Source organism: Vibrio diabolicus, from assembly GCF_011801455.1.
Classification (GTDB): Bacteria; Pseudomonadota; Gammaproteobacteria; order Enterobacterales; family Vibrionaceae; genus Vibrio; species Vibrio diabolicus.
Genome location: NZ_CP042452.1, coordinates 494,177 through 514,054 on the forward strand (window position 1 = coordinate 494,177; position 19,878 = coordinate 514,054).

Annotated in this window: 20 protein-coding genes; 10 read left to right on the top strand and 10 right to left on the bottom strand. The window is 44.0% G+C overall.

Annotated elements, in window-relative coordinates; translation table 11 throughout:
* Positions 1 to 24: 24 nt before the first annotated feature.
* Both secD and secF read left to right on the top strand, forming a co-directional pair.
* Positions 25 to 1,863 carry a protein translocase subunit SecD gene (gene secD / locus FR741_RS17710; protein WP_167427333.1) on the top strand — a complete coding sequence of 613 codons (1,839 nt, stop codon included), beginning with the start codon at positions 25 to 27 and terminating at the stop codon, positions 1,861 to 1,863.
* A gap of 2 nt (positions 1,864 to 1,865) precedes the next feature.
* A complete protein-coding gene (gene secF, locus FR741_RS17715; RefSeq protein WP_167427334.1) occupies positions 1,866 to 2,768 on the top strand; it encodes a protein translocase subunit SecF in 903 nt (300 codons plus the stop codon).
* A 62-nt stretch (positions 2,769 to 2,830) separates the two neighbouring features.
* Here secF and FR741_RS17720 read toward each other — a convergent pair whose 3' ends face one another.
* Entirely contained in the window at positions 2,831 to 3,097 is a 267-nt protein-coding gene (locus tag FR741_RS17720) for a hypothetical protein (RefSeq protein WP_104970816.1), read from the bottom strand.
* 16 nt (positions 3,098 to 3,113) lie between these two features.
* Positions 3,114 to 3,734 carry a LysE family translocator gene (locus tag FR741_RS17725; RefSeq protein WP_041853084.1) on the bottom strand — a complete coding sequence of 207 codons (621 nt, stop codon included), beginning with the start codon at positions 3,732 to 3,734 and terminating at the stop codon, positions 3,114 to 3,116.
* Between the two features lie 1,005 nt (positions 3,735 to 4,739).
* Between FR741_RS17725 and FR741_RS17730 the strand changes: the two genes are divergently transcribed.
* The 4 genes from FR741_RS17730 to phaC all read left to right on the top strand — a co-directional run bounded on the left by FR741_RS17730 (position 4,740) and on the right by phaC (position 8,949).
* Positions 4,740 to 5,480 (top strand): SDR family oxidoreductase, encoded by a 741-nt coding sequence (locus tag FR741_RS17730; RefSeq protein WP_005398281.1) that lies wholly within the window; start codon positions 4,740 to 4,742, stop codon positions 5,478 to 5,480.
* Between the two features lie 12 nt (positions 5,481 to 5,492).
* The gene (locus FR741_RS17735) at positions 5,493 to 6,701 is read left to right on the top strand and encodes an acetyl-CoA C-acetyltransferase (RefSeq protein WP_031780700.1); all 1,209 of its coding nucleotides are present in this window, start codon (positions 5,493 to 5,495) and stop codon (positions 6,699 to 6,701) included.
* Positions 6,702 to 6,745: 44 nt separating this feature from the next.
* The gene (locus tag FR741_RS17740) at positions 6,746 to 7,093 is read left to right on the top strand and encodes a phasin family protein (RefSeq protein ID WP_005398278.1); all 348 of its coding nucleotides are present in this window, start codon (positions 6,746 to 6,748) and stop codon (positions 7,091 to 7,093) included.
* Positions 7,094 to 7,173: 80 nt separating this feature from the next.
* Positions 7,174 to 8,949 carry a class I poly(R)-hydroxyalkanoic acid synthase gene (gene phaC, locus FR741_RS17745; protein ID WP_167427335.1) on the top strand — a complete coding sequence of 592 codons (1,776 nt, stop codon included), beginning with the start codon at positions 7,174 to 7,176 and terminating at the stop codon, positions 8,947 to 8,949.
* 204 nt (positions 8,950 to 9,153) lie between these two features.
* On the opposite strand, the gene FR741_RS17750 is transcribed toward phaC, so the two are convergent.
* The 6 genes from FR741_RS17750 to napF form a co-directional block, all read right to left on the bottom strand.
* Positions 9,154 to 9,288 carry a TIGR02808 family protein gene (locus FR741_RS17750; RefSeq protein WP_005373546.1) on the bottom strand — a complete coding sequence of 45 codons (135 nt, stop codon included), beginning with the start codon at positions 9,286 to 9,288 and terminating at the stop codon, positions 9,154 to 9,156.
* A gap of 11 nt (positions 9,289 to 9,299) precedes the next feature.
* Positions 9,300 to 9,878 carry a NapC/NirT family cytochrome c gene (locus FR741_RS17755; protein WP_005398274.1) on the bottom strand — a complete coding sequence of 193 codons (579 nt, stop codon included), beginning with the start codon at positions 9,876 to 9,878 and terminating at the stop codon, positions 9,300 to 9,302.
* Between the two features lie 28 nt (positions 9,879 to 9,906).
* On the bottom strand, positions 9,907 to 10,362 hold the full coding sequence (locus tag FR741_RS17760) for a nitrate reductase cytochrome c-type subunit (RefSeq protein ID WP_164665863.1): 456 nt from the start codon (positions 10,360 to 10,362) through the stop codon (positions 9,907 to 9,909).
* A gap of 78 nt (positions 10,363 to 10,440) precedes the next feature.
* Positions 10,441 to 12,930 (bottom strand): periplasmic nitrate reductase subunit alpha, encoded by a 2,490-nt coding sequence (napA, locus tag FR741_RS17765; RefSeq protein WP_006741149.1) that lies wholly within the window; start codon positions 12,928 to 12,930, stop codon positions 10,441 to 10,443.
* Complete coding sequence (locus tag FR741_RS17770) at positions 12,927 to 13,235, bottom strand: chaperone NapD (protein WP_167427336.1); 309 nt, start codon at positions 13,233 to 13,235, stop codon at positions 12,927 to 12,929. Before FR741_RS17770 ends, napA begins: the two co-directional genes overlap by 4 nt.
* A 41-nt stretch (positions 13,236 to 13,276) precedes the next feature.
* Positions 13,277 to 13,762 (bottom strand): ferredoxin-type protein NapF, encoded by a 486-nt coding sequence (napF, locus tag FR741_RS17775; RefSeq protein WP_167427337.1) that lies wholly within the window; start codon positions 13,760 to 13,762, stop codon positions 13,277 to 13,279.
* Between the two features lie 247 nt (positions 13,763 to 14,009).
* Between napF and narQ the strand changes: the two genes are divergently transcribed.
* Both narQ and FR741_RS17785 read left to right on the top strand, forming a co-directional pair.
* A complete protein-coding gene (gene narQ, locus FR741_RS17780; protein WP_167427338.1) occupies positions 14,010 to 15,746 on the top strand; it encodes a nitrate/nitrite two-component system sensor histidine kinase NarQ in 1,737 nt (578 codons plus the stop codon).
* Entirely contained in the window at positions 15,733 to 16,365 is a 633-nt protein-coding gene (locus tag FR741_RS17785; protein ID WP_005398453.1) for a response regulator, read from the top strand. The genes narQ and FR741_RS17785 overlap by 14 nt, the downstream gene beginning before the upstream one ends.
* Positions 16,366 to 16,454: 89 nt before the next feature.
* On the opposite strand, the gene FR741_RS17790 is transcribed toward FR741_RS17785, so the two are convergent.
* Entirely contained in the window at positions 16,455 to 16,628 is a 174-nt protein-coding gene (locus tag FR741_RS17790; RefSeq protein WP_005373524.1) for a hypothetical protein, read from the bottom strand.
* A gap of 261 nt (positions 16,629 to 16,889) precedes the next feature.
* Here FR741_RS17790 and FR741_RS17795 point away from each other — a divergent pair, with 261 nt between their 5' ends.
* Both FR741_RS17795 and pepT read left to right on the top strand, forming a co-directional pair.
* Positions 16,890 to 17,753: a DUF6279 family lipoprotein gene (locus FR741_RS17795; RefSeq protein WP_031780521.1), complete on the top strand. Its 864-nt coding sequence runs from the start codon at positions 16,890 to 16,892 to the stop codon at positions 17,751 to 17,753.
* Positions 17,754 to 17,923: 170 nt separating this feature from the next.
* A complete protein-coding gene (gene pepT, locus FR741_RS17800; protein WP_047008127.1) occupies positions 17,924 to 19,153 on the top strand; it encodes a peptidase T in 1,230 nt (409 codons plus the stop codon).
* Positions 19,154 to 19,240: 87 nt separating this feature from the next.
* Here pepT and FR741_RS17805 read toward each other — a convergent pair whose 3' ends face one another.
* Entirely contained in the window at positions 19,241 to 19,705 is a 465-nt protein-coding gene (locus FR741_RS17805; protein WP_005373515.1) for a dCMP deaminase family protein, read from the bottom strand.
* Positions 19,706 to 19,878: the final 173 nt, after the last annotated feature.

The following is a 19,878-nucleotide window of genomic DNA, read 5'->3' on the forward strand; positions in this document are numbered from 1 at the left end:
TCGTAGTGAAGGGATGATGTTTACATGAAAAAAACACCAAAGCAGCAAAAGAACAGAAAGCTGATGAATCACTATTCAGCTTGGAAATATGTCGTATTAATCACGACGGTCATTATCTTAACGTTAAGCGCGATTCCGACTTGGTTCGGTGAGCAACCATCGATCCAGCTAACGTTTTCAAACCAAAACAGCAGTGAAATGTCGGTTGTTCAGTTGAATCAACTACTGAAAACCAATCATATCTCAGCAGACAAAATCATCGAAAAAGATGGCAAAACGACCATTGTATTCGATGATGAAAATGCGCAAAGCAAAGCTCGTGCGTTACTAAACAATGAGCTAAATAAAGAAGACAGCATTACCTTCTCATATGTGTCTGTTGCTCCAGAGTGGCTGAATGAGATGGGTTTTAGCCCAATCAAACTCGGTCTTGACCTTCGCGGTGGGGTACAGTTCCTCTTGAATGTCGACGTAAATAAAGCATTTGAGGAGCAACGTAATGCTTTGATCGATGAGATCAAAGCAAGCCTGCGAGATCAGCGCGTGCGTGGTGTACAAATTCGCGCAGAAAGTGGTAACCGCATTGCGGTAAACAGTGAGACTGATACCGCCCTAGCTGAAGTAAACAAATTCTTGCGTCAAAACTATCCAGGTTGGGTGGTGAAAAGCTCGTCTCGCGGTTTTGTTCTTGAGCCAAGTGAGCAGAATATTCAAGAGTTCCAATCAACGACATTGCAACAAAACTTGAAGATTATGCGTGGTCGTATTGAAGAGCTAGGCATTACGGAAGCATTAGTTCAGCGTCAGGGTAAAGACAGCATTCGTATTGAGCTACCAGGTGTACAAGACCCAGCACAAGCGAAAAACGTTATTGGTGCCACTGCGAGTTTGGCATTCTATGAAGTGAAAGATGCAGGCCAAGCGCGAAGCGGCCAAGATCTTGTGCTGAAAGATAACGATGGCCGAACTGTTGTTCTGGAGAAACGACCAGTCCTAACGGGTGAGCACATTGTTAACGCTCGTGCAGGCGTCGACAATATGGGTATGTCAGAAGTTAACATCTCGCTTGACCACGCGGGCGGTAAAAAGATGAGTGATTTCTCTGCAACGCATATTGGCAAGCCAATGGCGACGGTTTACCGCGAATACAAGACAAACGATCGTGGCGTAACGGAGCGCAGCGAGCGCGTTATCAGCGTTGCGACTATTCAATCTCAACTTGGTAGCCAATTCCGTATTACCGGCGCTGGCAGCATGGACGAAGCGCAGCAGTTAGCGCTATTACTTCGTGCGGGGTCGCTAACAGCCCCGGTTACTATCGTAGAAGAGCGCACTATTGGTGCTTCTTTGGGAGCTGAAAACATTGAAAATGGCTTTGCGGCACTTGCTTTGGGTATGGGTTTAACACTGACCTTTATGGCCCTTTGGTACCGCCGCTTAGGTTGGGTGGCGAACGTGGCGCTTTGTGCCAACATGCTTTGTTTGCTTGGCTTAATTGCCTTGTTACCAGGTGCGGTGCTAACGCTTCCAGGTATTGCAGGGTTGGTGTTAACCGTTGGTATGGCAGTGGACACCAACGTTATTATCTTCGAACGTATTAAGGACAAAATGCGTGAAGGCCGCAGTTTCGCTCAAGCGATTGATCTGGGCTTTGATAGCGCGTTCTCGACCATCCTTGATGCCAACATTACTACCATGATCACCGCCGTGATTTTATACGCCATCGGTAACGGTCCAATCCAAGGCTTTGCTTTAACACTCGGATTAGGTTTGTTAACCAGTATGTTTACAGGCGTATTTGCCTCTCGAGCAATGATCAATTTAATTTGGGGCCGAGATGCCCGTCGTGATGTGAGGGTTTAATCATGGTCGAAATGCTAAAACAAAATATTCGTAAAATTCGCCACTTCACTACGCTAGTTTCTATCGTTTTGACGGTGATCGCACTTGGTGCTCTGGGCTTTAAAGGGTTGAATCTCGGCTTGGATTTCACTGGTGGTATGGTGACAGAAGTGAAAGTCGATAAGTCGTTAACCAATCACGATCTGCTTGATGCACTACAACCAAAACTTGGTGAATCAACCTCTGTCACCCGCACAGGTGAAGATGGTCGTTGGCTCATTCGCTACTCCGCCCCTGAAGAAGGGCAAACTCTGCCAAGTGTGGAAGAGGTATTAAAGCCAGTTTCACATCAAGTTGATGTCGTCAGCAACAGTATTGTTGGTGCTCAAGTTGGCCAGGATTTGTTTGACCAAGGCGGTTTAGCACTATTGATTTGTGTGCTGAGCATCCTTGGTTACTTGTGTTTCCGTTTTGAATGGCGCTTAGCGAGTGGCTCTGTATTTGCTCTGGCTCATGACGTAATTGTCGTCCTCGGCTTCTTCGCCTTTACCCAAATGGAATTCAACTTAACGGTTTTTGCTGCCGTATTGGCAATTTTAGGCTACTCATTGAATGATTCGATCATCATTTCAGATCGAATTCGTGAGCTACTGATCGCGAAACAAAGTTGGAAAATGGAAGACATCAATGACCAGGCTGTCATCGCGACGTTCTCTAGAACGATGGTGACTTCAGGCACAACACTGATTACTGTTGGTGCACTATGGATTATGGGGGGAGCACCGCTAGCGGGTTTCTCAACCGCGATGTTTATTGGTGTGCTATCAGGTACATGGTCTTCCATTTCCATTGGTACCGTATTACCTGAACTGTTCAAGCTCGAACCGAAGCATTACTTGCCTGTTGAGATTGATACCGCGCCGTAATACGAGGTGCTGAAGGTAAAAAGTGCTCGCGCCACTCAGTTTGAGTGGCGTTTTACTTTGTGCTATTTCACACGCATCAGGCGGTGTTTGACGTGACCTAAATCGAACTCAATGATTTGAGAGCGCTTCATCGATTCAACCAGGCGCAACATGGATGTGTGATAACCTTTCTTTTTCATCCATTGCAATGGCTCGGAAAAGCTGTCTTCGTTTACAACGTAAGATTCGCCTCTGTGTTCTCCAGCATAAACGTTTACGACCCAAACCCGGGCCTGAAAATCTAATACTTCACTTATGTTTCGCGTAATTTTTCTTAGGATATTTTTCATCATTTCCAGCGTTGCTTTAGCTCAGTAATAGCCAAACACCAACCCCCATCATTAAAGTGCCCGCGATACGGTTCATCAGGCGCACATTCTTTGATTGACCCAACACGCGTTTCAGTCCTTTACCACCCGTGGCATACAGAGACATACAAATGAACTCAAAAAGAAGGATGATGGAGACAAGCACGATCAGCTGTGGAGCAAGAGCCGCATTTTGATCGATAAAAGGCGGCAGCAGAGAAATCATAAATGCCCAGCCTTTTGGGTTTGCGATAGCGGTAACGAAGCCTTGCATGATGAGCGCGACATTACCACTTCTGGGTGTCTCCAAATTATCGACATTTATTGCTAACTTACCTCGAGATCGCCACATTTCTACACCAAGATAGAGTAAGTAGCCGCCACCAATAAACTTTAGTGCGATAAACATCCAAGGATAGTTGAGCATGATCGCTGCGATCCCTAGTACTGCCGAGACTGAAACCAGCGCGACACCGACGAGTTCACCAATCATCATCCATAATGTGCGGCGATAACCGATACTCATTCCTAGCGTTAAGGCGAGCGTCATGCACATTCCTGGTGTAATTGAGACAAAAAAGAAGGTAGGGATGAACATACTGAGCAATGCAAGATTCATGTTTGTTGATAACTAAGTGATTTGATAGAAGCCACAAAGATAGTGCAAATTGATAAAGGATACTATCCCCAAATATCCCCAAATAACCTCGAGGTGCTAGGTTCAGCGAGAATGACTTGGCTCACAGGCACGGCAACGATTTGAAGATCTAGTGGTTCTAAATCAAAAATCGTTAACAAAGGCTGTGGGATAAGGAAACTCGCCCTGCGGAGCATGTCACTGACACGATTTCTGCATCTTGACGTCATTTGGGTATAACATCAATTTACTGGGTTAAAGAATCTAGATGATTGCTTTAGGAGATGGCACTATCGAATATTGCACCGTACCGGTACTTCAATAGATAAAAAGTGATTCGATACGTTAAATGCTAGTTAATTGATGTTATTTGGATATTTAAAATAAAACTGAAACTATTTTTTAATTGCTGCGTCATAATAGTGCGAACTGCACCAAAATGAGACGTTTTCTTCTATTTTTTACATTCTAAATATACCAGTTTTCATAAGTAAAACTATAAATATAAAATTAAGGTTATACTGTCAGTAATATCATTTAAGTTAGTAATTAAATGATATTACTGACAATTGCTTATATTGATATTTGAATTATTATTCTAATCGTATTTATAGATAACAACTCTGAGCATGAGAGTAGTATCTGAAATCATGAGATGATGTAACGTCCACTGTTCGGTATGTAACTTATTGATAAATAATGATTAAATTTATGTTCTGATAAGCTTGTGTTTAACTTAATTTTATTTAAAACAATGACTTATAAATAGTTAACCATTTTATAACATTTCATGTTTAATGAGATCTAAATCAATCTTATGCAAATGGATTAGTTTTTTATTTGAAATGTAATATTTCTGGTTTAACTTAAAATAAAAGGCATCACAGGATTGATAGCCAAAAGAATAAATAAACACGTCAGTTGGTGATTTATTTCATCAGTGTATTTAGTTTGCTTTTTTAAATGCCGTTAAGAATGGAGTCTTCGATGAAGAAAGTCGCTTTGATCACCGGATCAAAAGGCGGAATTGGTTCTGCTATTTCCTCTCAATTAGTGAATGATGGTTACCGTGTAATCGCTACGTATTTCACAGGCAACTATGAATGTGCGTTGGAGTGGTTCAACAGTAAAGGGTTTACCAAAGATCAGGTTCGCCTTTTTGAGTTGGACGTAACAAACACTGCAGAGTGTGCAGCAAAGTTAGCGCAATTGCTTGAGGAAGAAGGGACCATTGATGTCGTTATCAACAACGCAGGTATCACACGTGATGGCGTGTTTAAAAAGATGACTGCGCAAGCTTGGAATGACGTCATTAATACCAACCTCAATAGTCTATTCAACGTTACGCAACCTCTGTTCGCTGCTATGTGCGAAAAAGGCGGTGGTCGTGTTATTAACATCTCTTCAGTCAATGGCCTAAAAGGGCAGTTTGGTCAAGCAAACTACTCGGCGGCGAAAGCTGGGATGATAGGTTTCTCTAAAGCGTTGGCGTATGAAGGTGCTCGTTCGGGTGTGACAGTAAATGTTATTGCGCCAGGTTACACTGGTACACCAATGGTTGAGCAAATGAAGCCAGAAGTATTGGAATCCATCACGAATCAAATCCCAATGAAACGCCTTGCTACACCAGAAGAAATTGCAGCATCAGTCAGCTTCTTGGTCAGCGATGCAGGAGCCTATATCACCGGTGAGACTTTGTCGGTGAACGGCGGCCTATACATGCACTAAGGAGATAAGATGATGGAAAAAGTGTTTATCGTAGCAGCGAAGCGCACTCCAATTGGCGCCTTTGGTGGCAGTCTGAAAAATACCTCTGCTGGCAATTTGGCAGCAGTAGCGATTAAGGGCGCATTGGAAGCGGCGAAGTTGAATGCCGACAAGATTGACGAAGTCATTGTTGGCAACGTTGTCGGCGCAGGTCAAGGCATGGGAGTCGGTCGTCAGGCGGCATTGTTCGCTGGGATTCCGGACGCGGTTCCTGCGTATGGTGTAAACATGGTTTGCGGCAGTGGCATGAAAACCGTCATGGATGCGGTTTCACATATCCGTAGTGGCGATGCAGAGATTGTTGTTGCAGCAGGTGTTGAGGTCATGTCTCAGATACCGTTTGCCGCACCAAGCAGTATTCGTGATGGCAACAAAATGGGCAACCTAGAGCTGAAAGACCTGCTCGTAGCGGACGGTTTAACCGACGTTTACAACCAATATCACATGGGTGTGACGGCAGAAAACGTTGCAAAAGAAATCGGCCTAACCCGTCAACAGCAAGACGAGTATGCGCTGTCTAGCCAACAGAAAGCGGTGGCGGCAATCGAAGCGGGCAAATTCAAAGACGAAATTGTGCCTGTAGAAGTAAAGCAACGCCGTGAAACGGTGCTATTCGATACCGACGAATACCCAAAGGCTAATGCGACTATGGAAGCGTTAAGCAAGCTGCGCCCTGCTTTTGACCGTGAAGGCACTGTGACTGCGGGGAATGCATCAGGTATTAACGATGGTGCGAGTGCAATTATCGTCGCGTCTGAGAGCGCAGTTAAAGCACATGGACTCACGCCTATTGCTGAGATCGTAAGCTATGCGCAATCGGGACTTGATCCGAAAATCATGGGTCTAGGTCCAGTGGAGTCAGTCAATAAAGCATTAGCAAAAGCGGAATTAACGGTAAACGACATTGACGTTTACGAGTTGAACGAAGCATTTGCTGCGCAAGCACTTGGCGTGATTCATCAGTTGGCGGAAACCAACCAAGTTCCCGTTAACGCGATTCAAGATAAAGCGAACTTTAATGGTGGTGCTATCGCGCTAGGTCACCCACTTGGTGCTTCGGGCAACCGAATCTTAGTGACGCTTGTTCACGAGCTTCATAAGCAAAATGGTCAATATGGTGTCGCATCACTTTGTGTGGGCGGCGGCATGGGGACGGCTGTGGTTATAAAAGCAGTTAAGTAATTATTTAAACGGACATTTTTAATTCTTTCTCTAGGAGATAAACTATGTACACAGATTTCTTCAAAACCTTTAGCGATCAAACTGAAAAAAATCTAGAACCTTACTTGAAGTTCAACAAGCTAGTGACAAAAAACGTAGAAGTGTTGACTGAGCTTCAACTGAACGCAATTCGTACTTACAGCGAAGTGGGTCTGAACCAAATGAAAGCGGCATCAGAAATCAAAGACGTAACGTCATTGACTGCTTTCAACAGCCAGCAACTAAGCGTTCTTACTAAGCTTTCTCAACAAATGATGGACGACAGCAACAAGCTTCAAGCTATTGCAAAAGAGTTCAAAGAAGACGTTGAGAAAATGACTTCGGAAAATCTAAAGACTGTTACTCCAGCGTAATTTGTCCGATTCTCGCCGCCTTAGGGTCTCTAGACCCTAATTTGGGCGGCGTTGTTTTTTCCGAATATAGGAGTAAGACTATGTTTCAGCACTTCTTTTCGGACTATCTTGTACAGCTTCAACAAACCAATCAACAGTGGTGGCATGATTTCGAAGTGAACAAGGCAGTCGTGAACTCTCCTTTAAATAAGGCCATGCAAGAAGTGAACTTGGAAGACACTGCCAAACTCTTCGAACAAGCTGTAAATCAACCTGCTGCGATCTTAAAACTGCAAGCAGAATGGTGGGAACAGCAGCTACAAATTTGGCAGAATGTCGCGTTGGCGGGTAACCAAAAACAGGTCATTGAAGCAGAAAAAGGGGACAAGCGTTTTTCTAATGAAGCGTGGCAAAATGAGGTGATGTATAGCTTCATTAAGCAATCCTACCTGTTATTCAGCAAGACTTATTTAGATACAATTGAGTCACTCGAAGGTTTGGATGAAAAATCTAAAGAGCGAATACTTTTCTTTTCTCGTCAAGCCATCAATGCACTTTCCCCTTCGAATTTCATCGCGACGAATCCAGAACTCTTGAAACTGACACTTGAGCAAAACGGTCAAAACCTTCTGGCTGGCTTAGAGCAGTTAAAAGAAGACGTTGAGTCCAGTGCGGACATTTTGAAAATTCGTATGACGAACAACAATGCGTTCCGCGTGGGTGATGACGTGGCGACCACTCCGGGCGATGTGGTTTTTCAAAACGAATTGTTTGAGTTGATTCAATATCGACCTCTAACAGAGAAAGTGAATGCGACGCCACTGCTCATCGTTCCGCCTTTCATTAATAAATACTACATCCTTGACTTAACAGCGAAGAACTCAATGGTTCGATGGTTGCTAGAGCAGGGACATAGCGTATTTATGATGTCTTGGCGCAACCCAGGCAAGGCACAAGCGCATGTAGAGTTTGGTGACTATGTGACAGAAGGCGTCGTCAAAGCCGTCGCCGCAATTGAAGATATAACGGGCCAAGAGCAAATCAACGCGGCTGGTTACTGTATTGGTGGTACGGTTCTGGCGAGCACGATTGCGTACTATGCGGCAAAACGTATGAAGAAGCGTATTAAGTCAGCGACTTTCTTCACCACATTGCTCGACTTTTCTCAGCCAGGCGAAGTTGGCGCGTACATCAATGACACCATTGTGAGTGCAATTGAGGCGCAAAACAACGCAAAAGGGTATATGGACGGTCGTTCATTAAGCGTCACATTCAGCTTACTGCGCGAAAACAGCTTGTACTGGAACTACTATGTCGACAACTACTTGAAGGGCAACAGCCCAGTAGACTTTGACTTGTTGTACTGGAACAGTGACAGCACCAACGTGAGTGCCGCCTCCCATAACTTCTTGCTTCGTGAGCTCTATTTAGAGAATAAGCTAGTGCAAGACAAAGGCGTCAAAATTGGTGGGGTATGGATTGACCTAAATAAGATCAAAATTCCTAGCTATTTTGTATCAACGAAAGAAGACCATATTGCGTTATGGCAGGGAACTTATCGTGGTGCCCTGAACACTGGTGGCAACAAAACGTTTGTTCTCGGTGAGTCGGGTCATATTGCGGGTATCGTGAACCCTCCAGCGAAAAATAAGTATGGTTATTGGTTGAACGATACTTTGGATGATTCGGCTGACGAGTGGTTGAATAATGCCGAGCACAAAGAGGGATCGTGGTGGACACATTGGAATGAATGGCTACTTCAATTCAATCCAAAAGAGCAAGTCGAACCATTCCCTATTGGCTCGGAAGACCACCCAGCAATCGATGAAGCTCCAGGGCAATACGTCAAGCAGGTTCTGCCAGTAAAAGAGTCTTAAACAACTCCCTATAGCAGTATATTTTAGCGACCTTTATGGTCGCTTTTTTTGGTCGTTACTGACTACCTTATTATACCGATTGAATATACGTGTCGGTTGAGGAAACTCTGGGGTCGAAAGTGACGGTGAATAAAAAAGCGCCGAGTAGATACTCAGCGCTTAGTGTCAACAAATAGGCAAGTTGACGGGTAGAGGTGCGTTACGTTACACCTCTTTATCCTTACCAAATGACAGCAGCCAGAGAGAGATTGCTGCTACTGCCACAAAGCCGGAAAGAATAATCACAGGCATGGCGCTATAGCCAAGGATATGCCAAATTACAGATTCTAAAGTACTCATGGGAAGTCTCCTTAGTGCCAGCCTTCAACGCCGCTCATGTCCGGTAGTTTGTGCGCGATGCCTTTGTGACAATCAACGCAGGTTTTCTCTCCAGAAGCTAGCGCAGTAGAGTGCTGTTCCGCTGCTCGTGAGCCTTGTTGAGAGTAATCCATGTAATCAAACTCGTGACAGTTACGACACTCAAGAGAGTCATTCTTTTTCATTCGTGCCCACTCTCGCTCAGCAAGGTGTCCTCGACGCTCTTGGAACTTCTCTGGTGTATCGATAGTACGCAGAACATAGTGAGCGAATAGCTCTTTGGATGCTTGTACTTTACGAACGATCTTATCTGTCCATTCATGAGGAACGTGACAGTCTGAGCAGATGGCACGAACACCAGAACGGTTAGAGTAGTGAATTGTTTCTTGAATTTCAGCAACGATTGGTGCGTGACAGCCAGAACAGAACTCTTCTGTGTTGGTTGCCTCCATACCTGTGTTGAATGCGCCCCAAAATAAAAGACCGCCAGCAAAACCTAAGAACAAAACCACACCAGCGGCAGCTTTACTTGGGTTCTTCAGTCTTTTCCAAAACGCTTTAAGTATTTTCATAAATAACCTCTTAGTACTCGCGTTTCAATTACTGAAGCGAATCAACTGCCTGGAACTTGTTTTCAACTAGTGGCTTAGCATTAGTTTGTGGCACGTGGCATTGCAAACAGAAGTAACGACGAGGAGACATATCCGCCAATACAGCATCTTCTCGGTTTACATAGTGCGTTACGCTAATTTTAGTCGCGCCTGACTCTTTTGCATTTTTCCAGCTGTGGCACGCAAGACACTTATTAGCATTTAACGACACTTCGTAGTGACGGATGCTGTGTGGGATCAACGGTGGTTGATAAACAAAGCTATCTTCAACAATCTGGTCTTTAGGGAAGTCTTTGAACTCATCTGCTGGGCGTGTGTCTTCCAATTGAGACATTCCACGTAGAGACTCTAGACCACCAATGCCACCTGGATTATCTAACTCAGCTTGCGCAATGCCTGTCACTAAAGCACCTACAGATAAAAGTGCGACAAGTAATTTTTTCATCATTTCATCTCCGCCTTTATGGCTTAAATTCTTTATTAGGCCGCCATAGTGACGGCCGTAGCATTCGGTATCTGAAGGTTAAGCAATCTTAGTGATTTTGACTGGACACTTCTTAAAGTCTGTCTGTTTAGACAGTGGGTCAGTCGCATCTAGGATGAGCTTATTAATCAAAATACGTGCATCAAAGAACGGTACGAATACCAAACCTTTTGGCGGACGGTTACGACCGCGAGTTTCAACACGAACGCGTACTTCGCCGCGTTTGTTTGCCATGAGTACTTCTTCACCACGACGAACGTTACGCGCTTTTGCGTCTTCAGGGTGCATGTAACACACTGCGTCTGGTACTGCTTTGTATAGCTCAGGTACACGACGAGTCATGGTGCCTGTGTGCCAATGTTCAAGAACACGACCAGTACATAGCCACATATCAAACTCATCGTTTGGCACTTCTGGTGGCGCTTCATATGGTGCAGAGATAATCTTCGCTTTGCCGTCAGCATTGCCGTAGAAATCCCAACCAGAACCTTCTTTTGCGTATGGGTCAGAACCTTCTTTAAAGCGCCATTGTGTTTCCTTACCATCAACAACTGGCCAACGTAGACCACGCACTTCATGGTAACGGTCGTATGGTGCTAAATCATGCCCGTGACCACGGCCAAATGTTGCGTATTCCTCAAACAGACCTTTTTGAACATAGAAACCGAAGTGGTGGGCATCGTCATTCAGTTCGCGTGCTTCTTCGATAGGGAACTTGTCGACATTACCATTGCGGTATAGTACGTCGTACATGGTTTTACCACGGTACTGAGGCGCTTTCGCTAGTAGCTCTTCAGGCCACACTTCTTCCATTTTGAAGCGTTTCGAGAACTCCATTAGCTGCCATAGGTCAGATTTTGCCTGACCGACCGTGCCCACTTGTTGGTACCAAGCTTGAGTACGACGCTCTGCGTTACCGTAAGCACCTTCTTTCTCAATCCACATTGCAGTTGGAAGAATAAGGTCTGCTGCTTGCGCTGTCGCTGTTGGGTATGGGTCAGACACAACGATGAAGTTTTCAGGGTTGCGGTAACCTGGAAGACGTTCTGTGTTGATGTTTGGACCCGCTTGCATGTTGTTATTACATTGAACCCAATAACAGTTCAGAACGCCGTCATTCAACATGCGGTCTTGCAATACGGCGTGGAAGCCAGGTTTTGGTGGAATCGTACCTTCTGGCAGTTTCCAGATGTCTTCCGCAATCTTACGGTGTTTCGGGTTAGCTACTACCATGTCTGCAGGTAGACGGTGAGCGAAAGTACCAACCTCACGAGCGGTACCACACGCAGATGGTTGACCCGTTAGTGAGAATGGGCTGTTACCCGGAGTCGAGATCTTACCGGTTAGTAGGTGGATGTTGTAAACCAAGTTATTCATCCACACGCCACGAGTATGTTGGTTCATACCCATTGTCCAAAGTGACATTACTTTCGTATTTGGATTGGCGTATTGCTTCGCAAGCTCGATAAGCTTCTCTTTTTCAACACCAGAGATTTCAGAGGCTTTTTCAGCTGTGTAAGGTGCAACAGACTTTTTGTACTCTTCGAAAGAGATAGACGTTAGCTTGCCTGAGTTAGGGTTCTTCGCTGCTTTTTGTAGCGGATCATCGTCACGTAGGCCGTAACCGATGTCGGTATCTGCTTGAGTGAAGTTAGTGTGCTTGTTCACGAAGTCCCAGTTTACCGCATCGTTTTCGATGATGTAGTTCGCGATGAAGTTAGCAATCGCTAGGTCAGACTGTGGATTAAAAATGTAGCCGTGATCTGCCAACTCAAATGAACGGTGGTAGTAAGTAGAAAGCACGTTCACTTTAACGTGAGGGTGACTTAGGCGACGGTCAGTAATACGAGTCCATAGAACAGGGTGCATCTCTGCCATGTTCGAGCCCCATAGAACGAATGCGTCTGCGTTCTCAAAGTCATCGTAACAACCCATCGGCTCATCGATACCGAATGCGCGCATAAAGCCAACTACAGCAGAAGCCATACAGTGACGAGCGTTTGGATCAATGTTGTTTGAACGGAAGCCCGCTTTCATTAGCTTTGACGCAGCGTAGCCTTCCATTACTGTCCATTGGCCTGAGCCAAACATACCTACGCTTGTTGGACCTTTTTTCTCGAGGGAAGCTTTCCATTTCTCAGCCATGATGTCGAAAGCGTCATCCCAAGAGATAGGTGTAAATTCACCGTCTTTGTGGAATTTGCCATCTTTCATTCTCAGCATCGGCTGAGTCAGGCGGTCTTGACCGTACATGATCTTAGAAAGGAAGTAGCCTTTAATACAGTTTAGGCCTTTGTTTACTGGTGCTTCTGGGTCACCCTGTGTTGCTACCACTTTGCCATTTTGAGTACCAACAAGAACAGAACAGCCTGTACCACAGAAACGACAAGGTGCTTTGTCCCATGTGATTTTGGTTTGATCAGAGCTTGCAATCAGGTTGGCTGCAGATGCTGGTAGTGTCACACCTGCGACAGCAGCAGCTGATGCAGCCGCGTTTGCTTTCACAAACGCACGTCTTGTCATTTTCATACTTCACCCTCGATTTGGGAATGTTGTGTTCCAGTGTCTTCTTCATCCGTTTCTTCAAGCCCAGTTTCGATTTGGTGATAAACCAATACCGTGCTCAAGACATTCGGTAAATTGTTAATGGCATCGATAGTGTCTGTGATAAAACCTTGGTTTTCGGTTTCAAGCACGACGATAATCTTGCCTTCTGGACTGTCACCATAGATTTCCGCATTTTCATGTGCTTCGATCTGTTGTTTGATGTCGTCCAGATGTTCTGGCAGTACGTGTACTACCAAACTTGAAATATGCACTTCATTTAGTGACATATAGCTCTCTCATTTATTGCCTTTGGCCGACGACATACGGCTTAGGCTGTTATATTGCTCACATTGATGGATGAAGTCGGGCACACTGAAACACAGGCGCCGCAGCCGTTACACTCATCAAGGTCTAAATTGGGTTGTGCTACTTTCCCCAGCTCTAATTTGAACTGAATTGCCATTGGGTCGCACATATCCCCACAGCTTCGGCATTCGACATTTTGTTTTGCTAAGCAGCTATCGTTGATGATTGCTTTCGCTTGCCAAGGTTGCTCTGTTTTTGGCAAGAAAAGGGGCTCAGGACAGGCGTCTGCACACTGATAACAAAATGTGCATTCATCAATAGAAAAATCGACCGAAGGGAATCCGCCATCACTTTTAGTTATAATCTTTGTTTCGCAGGCCTCAATGCATTTACCGCAGCGAGTGCAATCGTCCGTAAACTGTTCTGGCTTGGTTAACCAAGGCAAACGTACGGCGTTGTCGGGGTGCGCTTTTCTTGCAAAGAGTCTTCTTCTGGAAAGGTCTACCACTTAGTCACCTCGAAACTTGGAACCCAAACTAAGCATAGTCCACAATTTTCATTAATAAACTGTCATTTAAACTAACGAAATTGTAGTTTTTGACATATTTGTATAAATACCTCTTAGGAGGTAAATGGGATGCAATATTGTTTTGGATCAATAAATTCCGTCGCAGGTGATCACATATTGATAAAGTTGAAAGGTAATGGGTTCATTGCACGTACAAATAGGGTTGTTAATGGGCGAGGAACTCAGATTGTTTAAAAATGTGAAAAAGTCAGTGACGCGCACGATTGCGTCCGCGATGCTTCTTATTTTGCTGCTTTCAGTTGCTACGACTGGTTTTGCAATTTTTACGTTAGCGTCAAGCTTGAATGATGCAGAAGCCGTCAATGTTGCTGGCTCAATGCGAATGCAAAGTTATCGTTTGGCACATGATATTCAGATTAAATCTGTTGATTACTCTTCACATATTGACGCATTTGAACATTCGATATACTCACCTTCCATGAAAGCACTCCAGCATTGGTCAGTGCCAGACGACATTACTCATGATTACTACCGTCTTATTATGAGATGGCATGAGCTCAAGTCGGTGTTGAGAGGAGACAACCCGGCGGAGTACCAACTCCTAGTGGCTGGTTTTGTAAAGCAGATCGATGAGTTTGTATTTAAGCTGCAAAGCTTTTCGGAGCAAAAGCTGATTAACTTAGCTTGGATTGGCGGGTTAGGGTTAGGCGGTATCCTTTGTGTCAGTATGTTTGTTGTCCATTTTGTGCGCCTCGAAGTTGTACGGCCCTTGCGTGCTTTAGTTTTTGCTAGCGAGCAAATTAAGAATCGCTCATTTAATATATCGCTTGATGTATCCAGCGATAATGAAATGGGGATCCTGACTCGAACCTTTAATCGGATGGCGACGGACCTTGGTAAGTTATACCGAGGGCTAGAACAAGCGGTTGATGAAAAAACGCGTAAATTACAGCATGCGAATCAGTCTTTAGAAGTATTGTATGACTCGTCGAAAGAGTTAACGGCTTCGCGTATTAATCAGGATAACTTCCAAGCCATATTGCAACATATTGCAAGTCTTGAAGGCATTAAAGCGGTCAAACTTGAAATAGAGCAATTGGGAGAACCGAGTTGGATATTGATGGAAGGGGAAGAGTGCTGCCACGACTGTGATGAAGATTGCCATAGTAAGGCTCTAACGTTAGACGGTGAGCACTTAGGCTATTTGTATTGGAAGGCCGGGTTACCTTGTCCGAATGAGGCACTGATTGACAACTTTGTGCAGATTTTATCGCGTGCCGTGTATTACAATCGAGCCCAACGCCAAGCAGAACAAATCCTACTGATGGAAGAGCGAGCCACCATTGCTCGGGAACTGCATGATTCATTAGCTCAAGCACTCTCTTATTTAAAAATTCAGGTCGCTTTATTAAAGAGAAGCGTAAAGAATTTGCCTGATGAAAAAGCGATAGCTCAGGCGAATCAAGTCATTGCCGAGTTGGATACGGGCTTATCTGCTGCTTATACCCAACTACGCGAATTACTGACGACGTTTCGTCTTACGATTAAAGAGGGCAGTTTTGGCCAAGCATTGCAAGATATGGTCGAAACGCTCAACGAACAAACCGTCGCTGACATTACGTTAAAAAATAGACTTTCTTCAACTGAACTGGATGCACACCAGCAGGTTCATTTACTACAGTTGATAAGAGAAGCGGCAATTAATGCCATCAAGCATGCGCAAGCAGATAATATTCACATTCAATGTCTTGATAATGATGGAAAAGTCACAGTAACCGTTACCGATGATGGAATAGGCTTTGAACATCAAGACGAAAAATTAAATCATTACGGTATGAGTATCATGCAAGAGCGAGCCGCTAGGCTGCATGCCGATCTTCACATTGAAGCATCGATAAACAAAGGCTGTACCGTAAAACTAGAATTCCAACATAGTAAGGAAGTAAACAGTGACAGTGTGTAAAGTAATGCTGGTGGATGATCATCCACTCATGCGACGAGGTATTCACCAACTTTTAAGCTTTGAGCCTGAGTTTGAAGTCGTTGCAGAAGCAAGTAATGGCGCAGATGCGGTAGCGAAAGCGCATGAGCTGGAACTGGATCTTGTACTTCTTGATCTCAATATGAAAGGCATGTCAGGCCTCGATACCTTACAAGCGCTACGTGCTGATGGTTGTGAAGCTCGAATTGTTATCTTAACCGTATCGGATAGCCCAGCTGACATAGAAGCAATAGTTAGAAGTGGTGCCGATGGCTATTTATTGAAAGACACTGAGCCCGATGAGTTGGTTGAGTTGCTAAAACAAGCACATCAAGGCGACAAAGCTTACAGCCAAGAAGTTTCTAAGTATTTGAGTGAGCGTTCAGGACAAGAGGACGTTTTTGATACGCTGACGGATCGCGAAACGCAGATCTTAAGAGAGGTGGCAAGAGGTTTCCGCAACAAGCAGATTGCCGACCGTCTTTTTATTTCTGAATCCACGGTTAAAGTGCATATGAAGAGTTTACTTAAAAAGCTTCAAGTTCCTTCTCGTACTGCGGCAACGGTTCTTTATCTTGAGCGCTTTGGCGATATCAAATAATACAGTTGAAGGTTAATCCAAAATTACTAATACAATCAATTGTTTAGTGTGATTTTGATGGTAAAAAAACCGCCTTTAAGGCGGTTTTTTTATTTGTCTGGGCGAATAGAGTACAAGTCACTGTTGTGCTTACCGCACTCCAAATAGTACTGATAAGCCACTTTTTTGCTTTCAGCAATGACTCTCATGCAGTGCATTTTCCCCTGTTCAAAATATCGAATCTCATATTCTACACTGGTATCAAGTTGCTCAGCGGCTGCCATACTTCGCCTCCATAAACCATCCAAAAAACATCCATGCAAATTATATGCCGTTATAGGGAGCGTCGTTCGGTGCATTTTTTAGCCGATAATTGCGCTCTAACTCACTTTTTTGCGGATAGCTGTGATCAAAAAGTTAATTTCAAACTCTATATATTATTAAGGTGGCAATCAATATTTGTCACACTGGTGTAAGTTTGCCGCAATATTAAGTGATACAAGTTGAGTATAGAACTTAATCAATAGAAAAGGGAATACGAATAAGTGACTAAATTACAGGGTGTATCTAATAAGGTGCTTCGCTATGGCCTTCTATTTTGTTTCGTATTTCTTCTTGCCGGATGTACGAAGAAGTTTCTATACAGCAATATCGATTGGTTCGTTATCGATTACATAGAGGATTATGTTTCTCTGCAAGGTGAACAAGAAGTCCTAGTGGAAGAACGCTTATTATTGTTAGCAGAATGGCATAAGAAAGAAGAGTTACCGTTATATATCGATCATTTAAAAGAGCTTGAGAGATTAAAAGCGAGCGATATCACCCTAAATTATTTGCAGGAAAATCGAGATAGAATGCGAGCGCATTACGATAGAGTGGTAAGCAAAGCGGCACCAGACCTTTTTGCTTTGAGTTTACAGTTAACGAAAGATCAAGAACGGGAATTTCTGAGTAATGTACAAGAGCATTATCAAGAGCGAAACGCAAAATATGCGGATAAAACGGAAGATGAAATACGTGAAATTATTCTAGATAACACAGAAGAATGGATGGAAGAGTGGTTGGGAAGCCTATCAGAAAGTCAGCGCCAATTAGCTCAAACGTTTTCTCAGCAAGTCACTCTTAACAGTCCTTTATGGAGAGGTTATCGAGCAACGATATATCAAGAGCTTGAATATCTGTTCGACAACAAGTCCAATGCTGTCACTTATCAGGATATATTTATGCGCCTGTTGTTCGAGCCAGAGAGCTATTACAGTGAGCAGCTTTCTAAAAATATTGATTCTAACTTTGTGCTGGTCGATCAACTGACATTAGATATTTCTCAATCTATGACCGATAAACAATGGCGTCATTTTCGCGGTAAGGTAAAAGAGTGGCGAGTACTAGCTGAGGAATTATTAGATTAGATTCATGCTTCAATTGACGAGGGGATGTGCATTAGCCTTTCTTATGAAAAAATGATTCAAAGCAAATTCTTATTGAGCTAAGAGCGTAACATAGCTTGAGGTTTGATGAGGTAAGGTCAGCTTACTGATGGTTGATAAAGCCTCATCGTATAAAAACAATGAGAATAAATATGAAACATTTAGTTGAAAGATTTCTTCGCTACGTCACGTTCGATACCCAATCAAATCCACATGTTACGCTTTGCCCAAGCTCGCCTGGTCAGCTTGTGTTTGCTGAGTTGCTTAAGAAAGAGATGATCGAACTTGGCTTAAGTGATGTGACATTAGATAAAAATGGCTACTTGATGGCTAGACTGCCAGCTAACGTTGATTATGAGGTGCCGCCTATCGGCTTTATTGCCCATATGGATACCGCGCCTGACGCCTCAGGAAAAAACGTAAAACCGCAATTTATTGAAGATTATCAAGGTGGCGATATTGCGCTAGGGTTGGGGGATGAAGTGCTATCTCCGGTGCAATATCCAGATTTACATCATCTACATGGCCACAATCTTATCACTACCGATGGCACTACATTACTTGGCGCGGATAACAAAGCTGGTATTGCTGAGATTCTCTCTGCAGTCGCGCTGTTACTAGAAAATCCAGACATTCCACACGGCGACATTTGTATCGGCTTTACACCAGATGAAGAGATTGGCCGGGGCGCAGATTTATTTGATGTTGAAAAGTTTGGCGCGAAATGGGCATACACTATTGATGGTGGCCCGCAAGGTGAACTGGAATACGAAAACTTTAATGCGGCAAACGCCGATGTGATTTTTCATGGTGTTAGCGTTCATCCAGGTACCGCAAAAGGCAAAATGGTCAATGCGATGAACTTGGCTGCGAAATTTCAAGTTCAAATGCCCCAAGATCAAACTCCGGAAACAACCGAAGGCTACGAAGGGTTCTTCCATTTAAAATCGGCAGAAATGGGCGTGGCGCGAAGCGAGCTTGGTTACATTATCCGAGACTTTGATCGTCAGGGGCTTGAAGAGCGTAAAGCCTTTATGCAGAAACTCGTTGATGATATGAACGCGGGCTTACGCCATGGTTCTGTAGAACTGAAAATAACAGACAGCTATTACAATATGAGAGAAATGGTTGAGCCTTACCCGCATATCATTGAGCTAGCAAAGCAAGCGATGGAAGCGTGTGATGTGGAGCCAATTATAAAACCTATTCGTGGTGGTACAGATGGCGCTCGTTTATCTTTTATGGGGTTGCCGTGCCCGAATATCTTCACTGGTGGTTTTAACTTCCATGGGATTCATGAGTTTATTTCGGTTGAAATGATGGAGAAGTCAGTGCTTGTCATCGTCAAAATTGCTGAACTCACCGCTAAAAAACACGGTTAACAGATCAGGTCGAGCGGTTCTTGTCGATTGAATGGGGAAAAATAGCCCAGAGTCATCTGGGCTATTTTTAAATTCAAAAACGAAACATTAACGTACGTCTTTGTCTTCAATTTCTATGTCTTCTAGTGGTAGCCAGTCGACTTTCACACCCGCTTGGTCGAACATGTCTTGGCTGACTTGGATTTTATCTCCCCAGCGAGATAGAAAGTCTTCAGATTGCTCAGGGCAGTGAACGTGTGAGATCCCTGTTTGAATGATCTTTGCCGCGCAGTTAGGGCATGGAAAATGCGTCACCCAAATATCACATCCGTCTAAATCACGTTTTGAGAACAAAATTGCGTTCTCTTCTGCATGCAGTGTTTTTAGATATTTCAACTCGCGTTCATCGGTATCGACACTGTCAGAAACACCGTGCGGGTAGCCATTAAATCCAACAGATACAATGCGATTCTGTTTAGTGATAACTGCACCGACTTGTGTTGATGGGTCCTTACTCCAAGACGCCACTAGTTCTGCCATCTGGTAAAAGCGTTTTGCCCATTTAGAAATCATAGTCATCCTCTCTGTCGAAGGCGTTGAATTAATTGAATGATAACCCATTTATATTAAAAAAATAGTCAAAATCGAGGTCTTGAGTATGAAGGCGTCATTTTTTGTCTTTTTAACCATAAAACGTTCTTATCTTGAGCACCGAATCTCACTTTCCGTCTTTATACGATATCTTA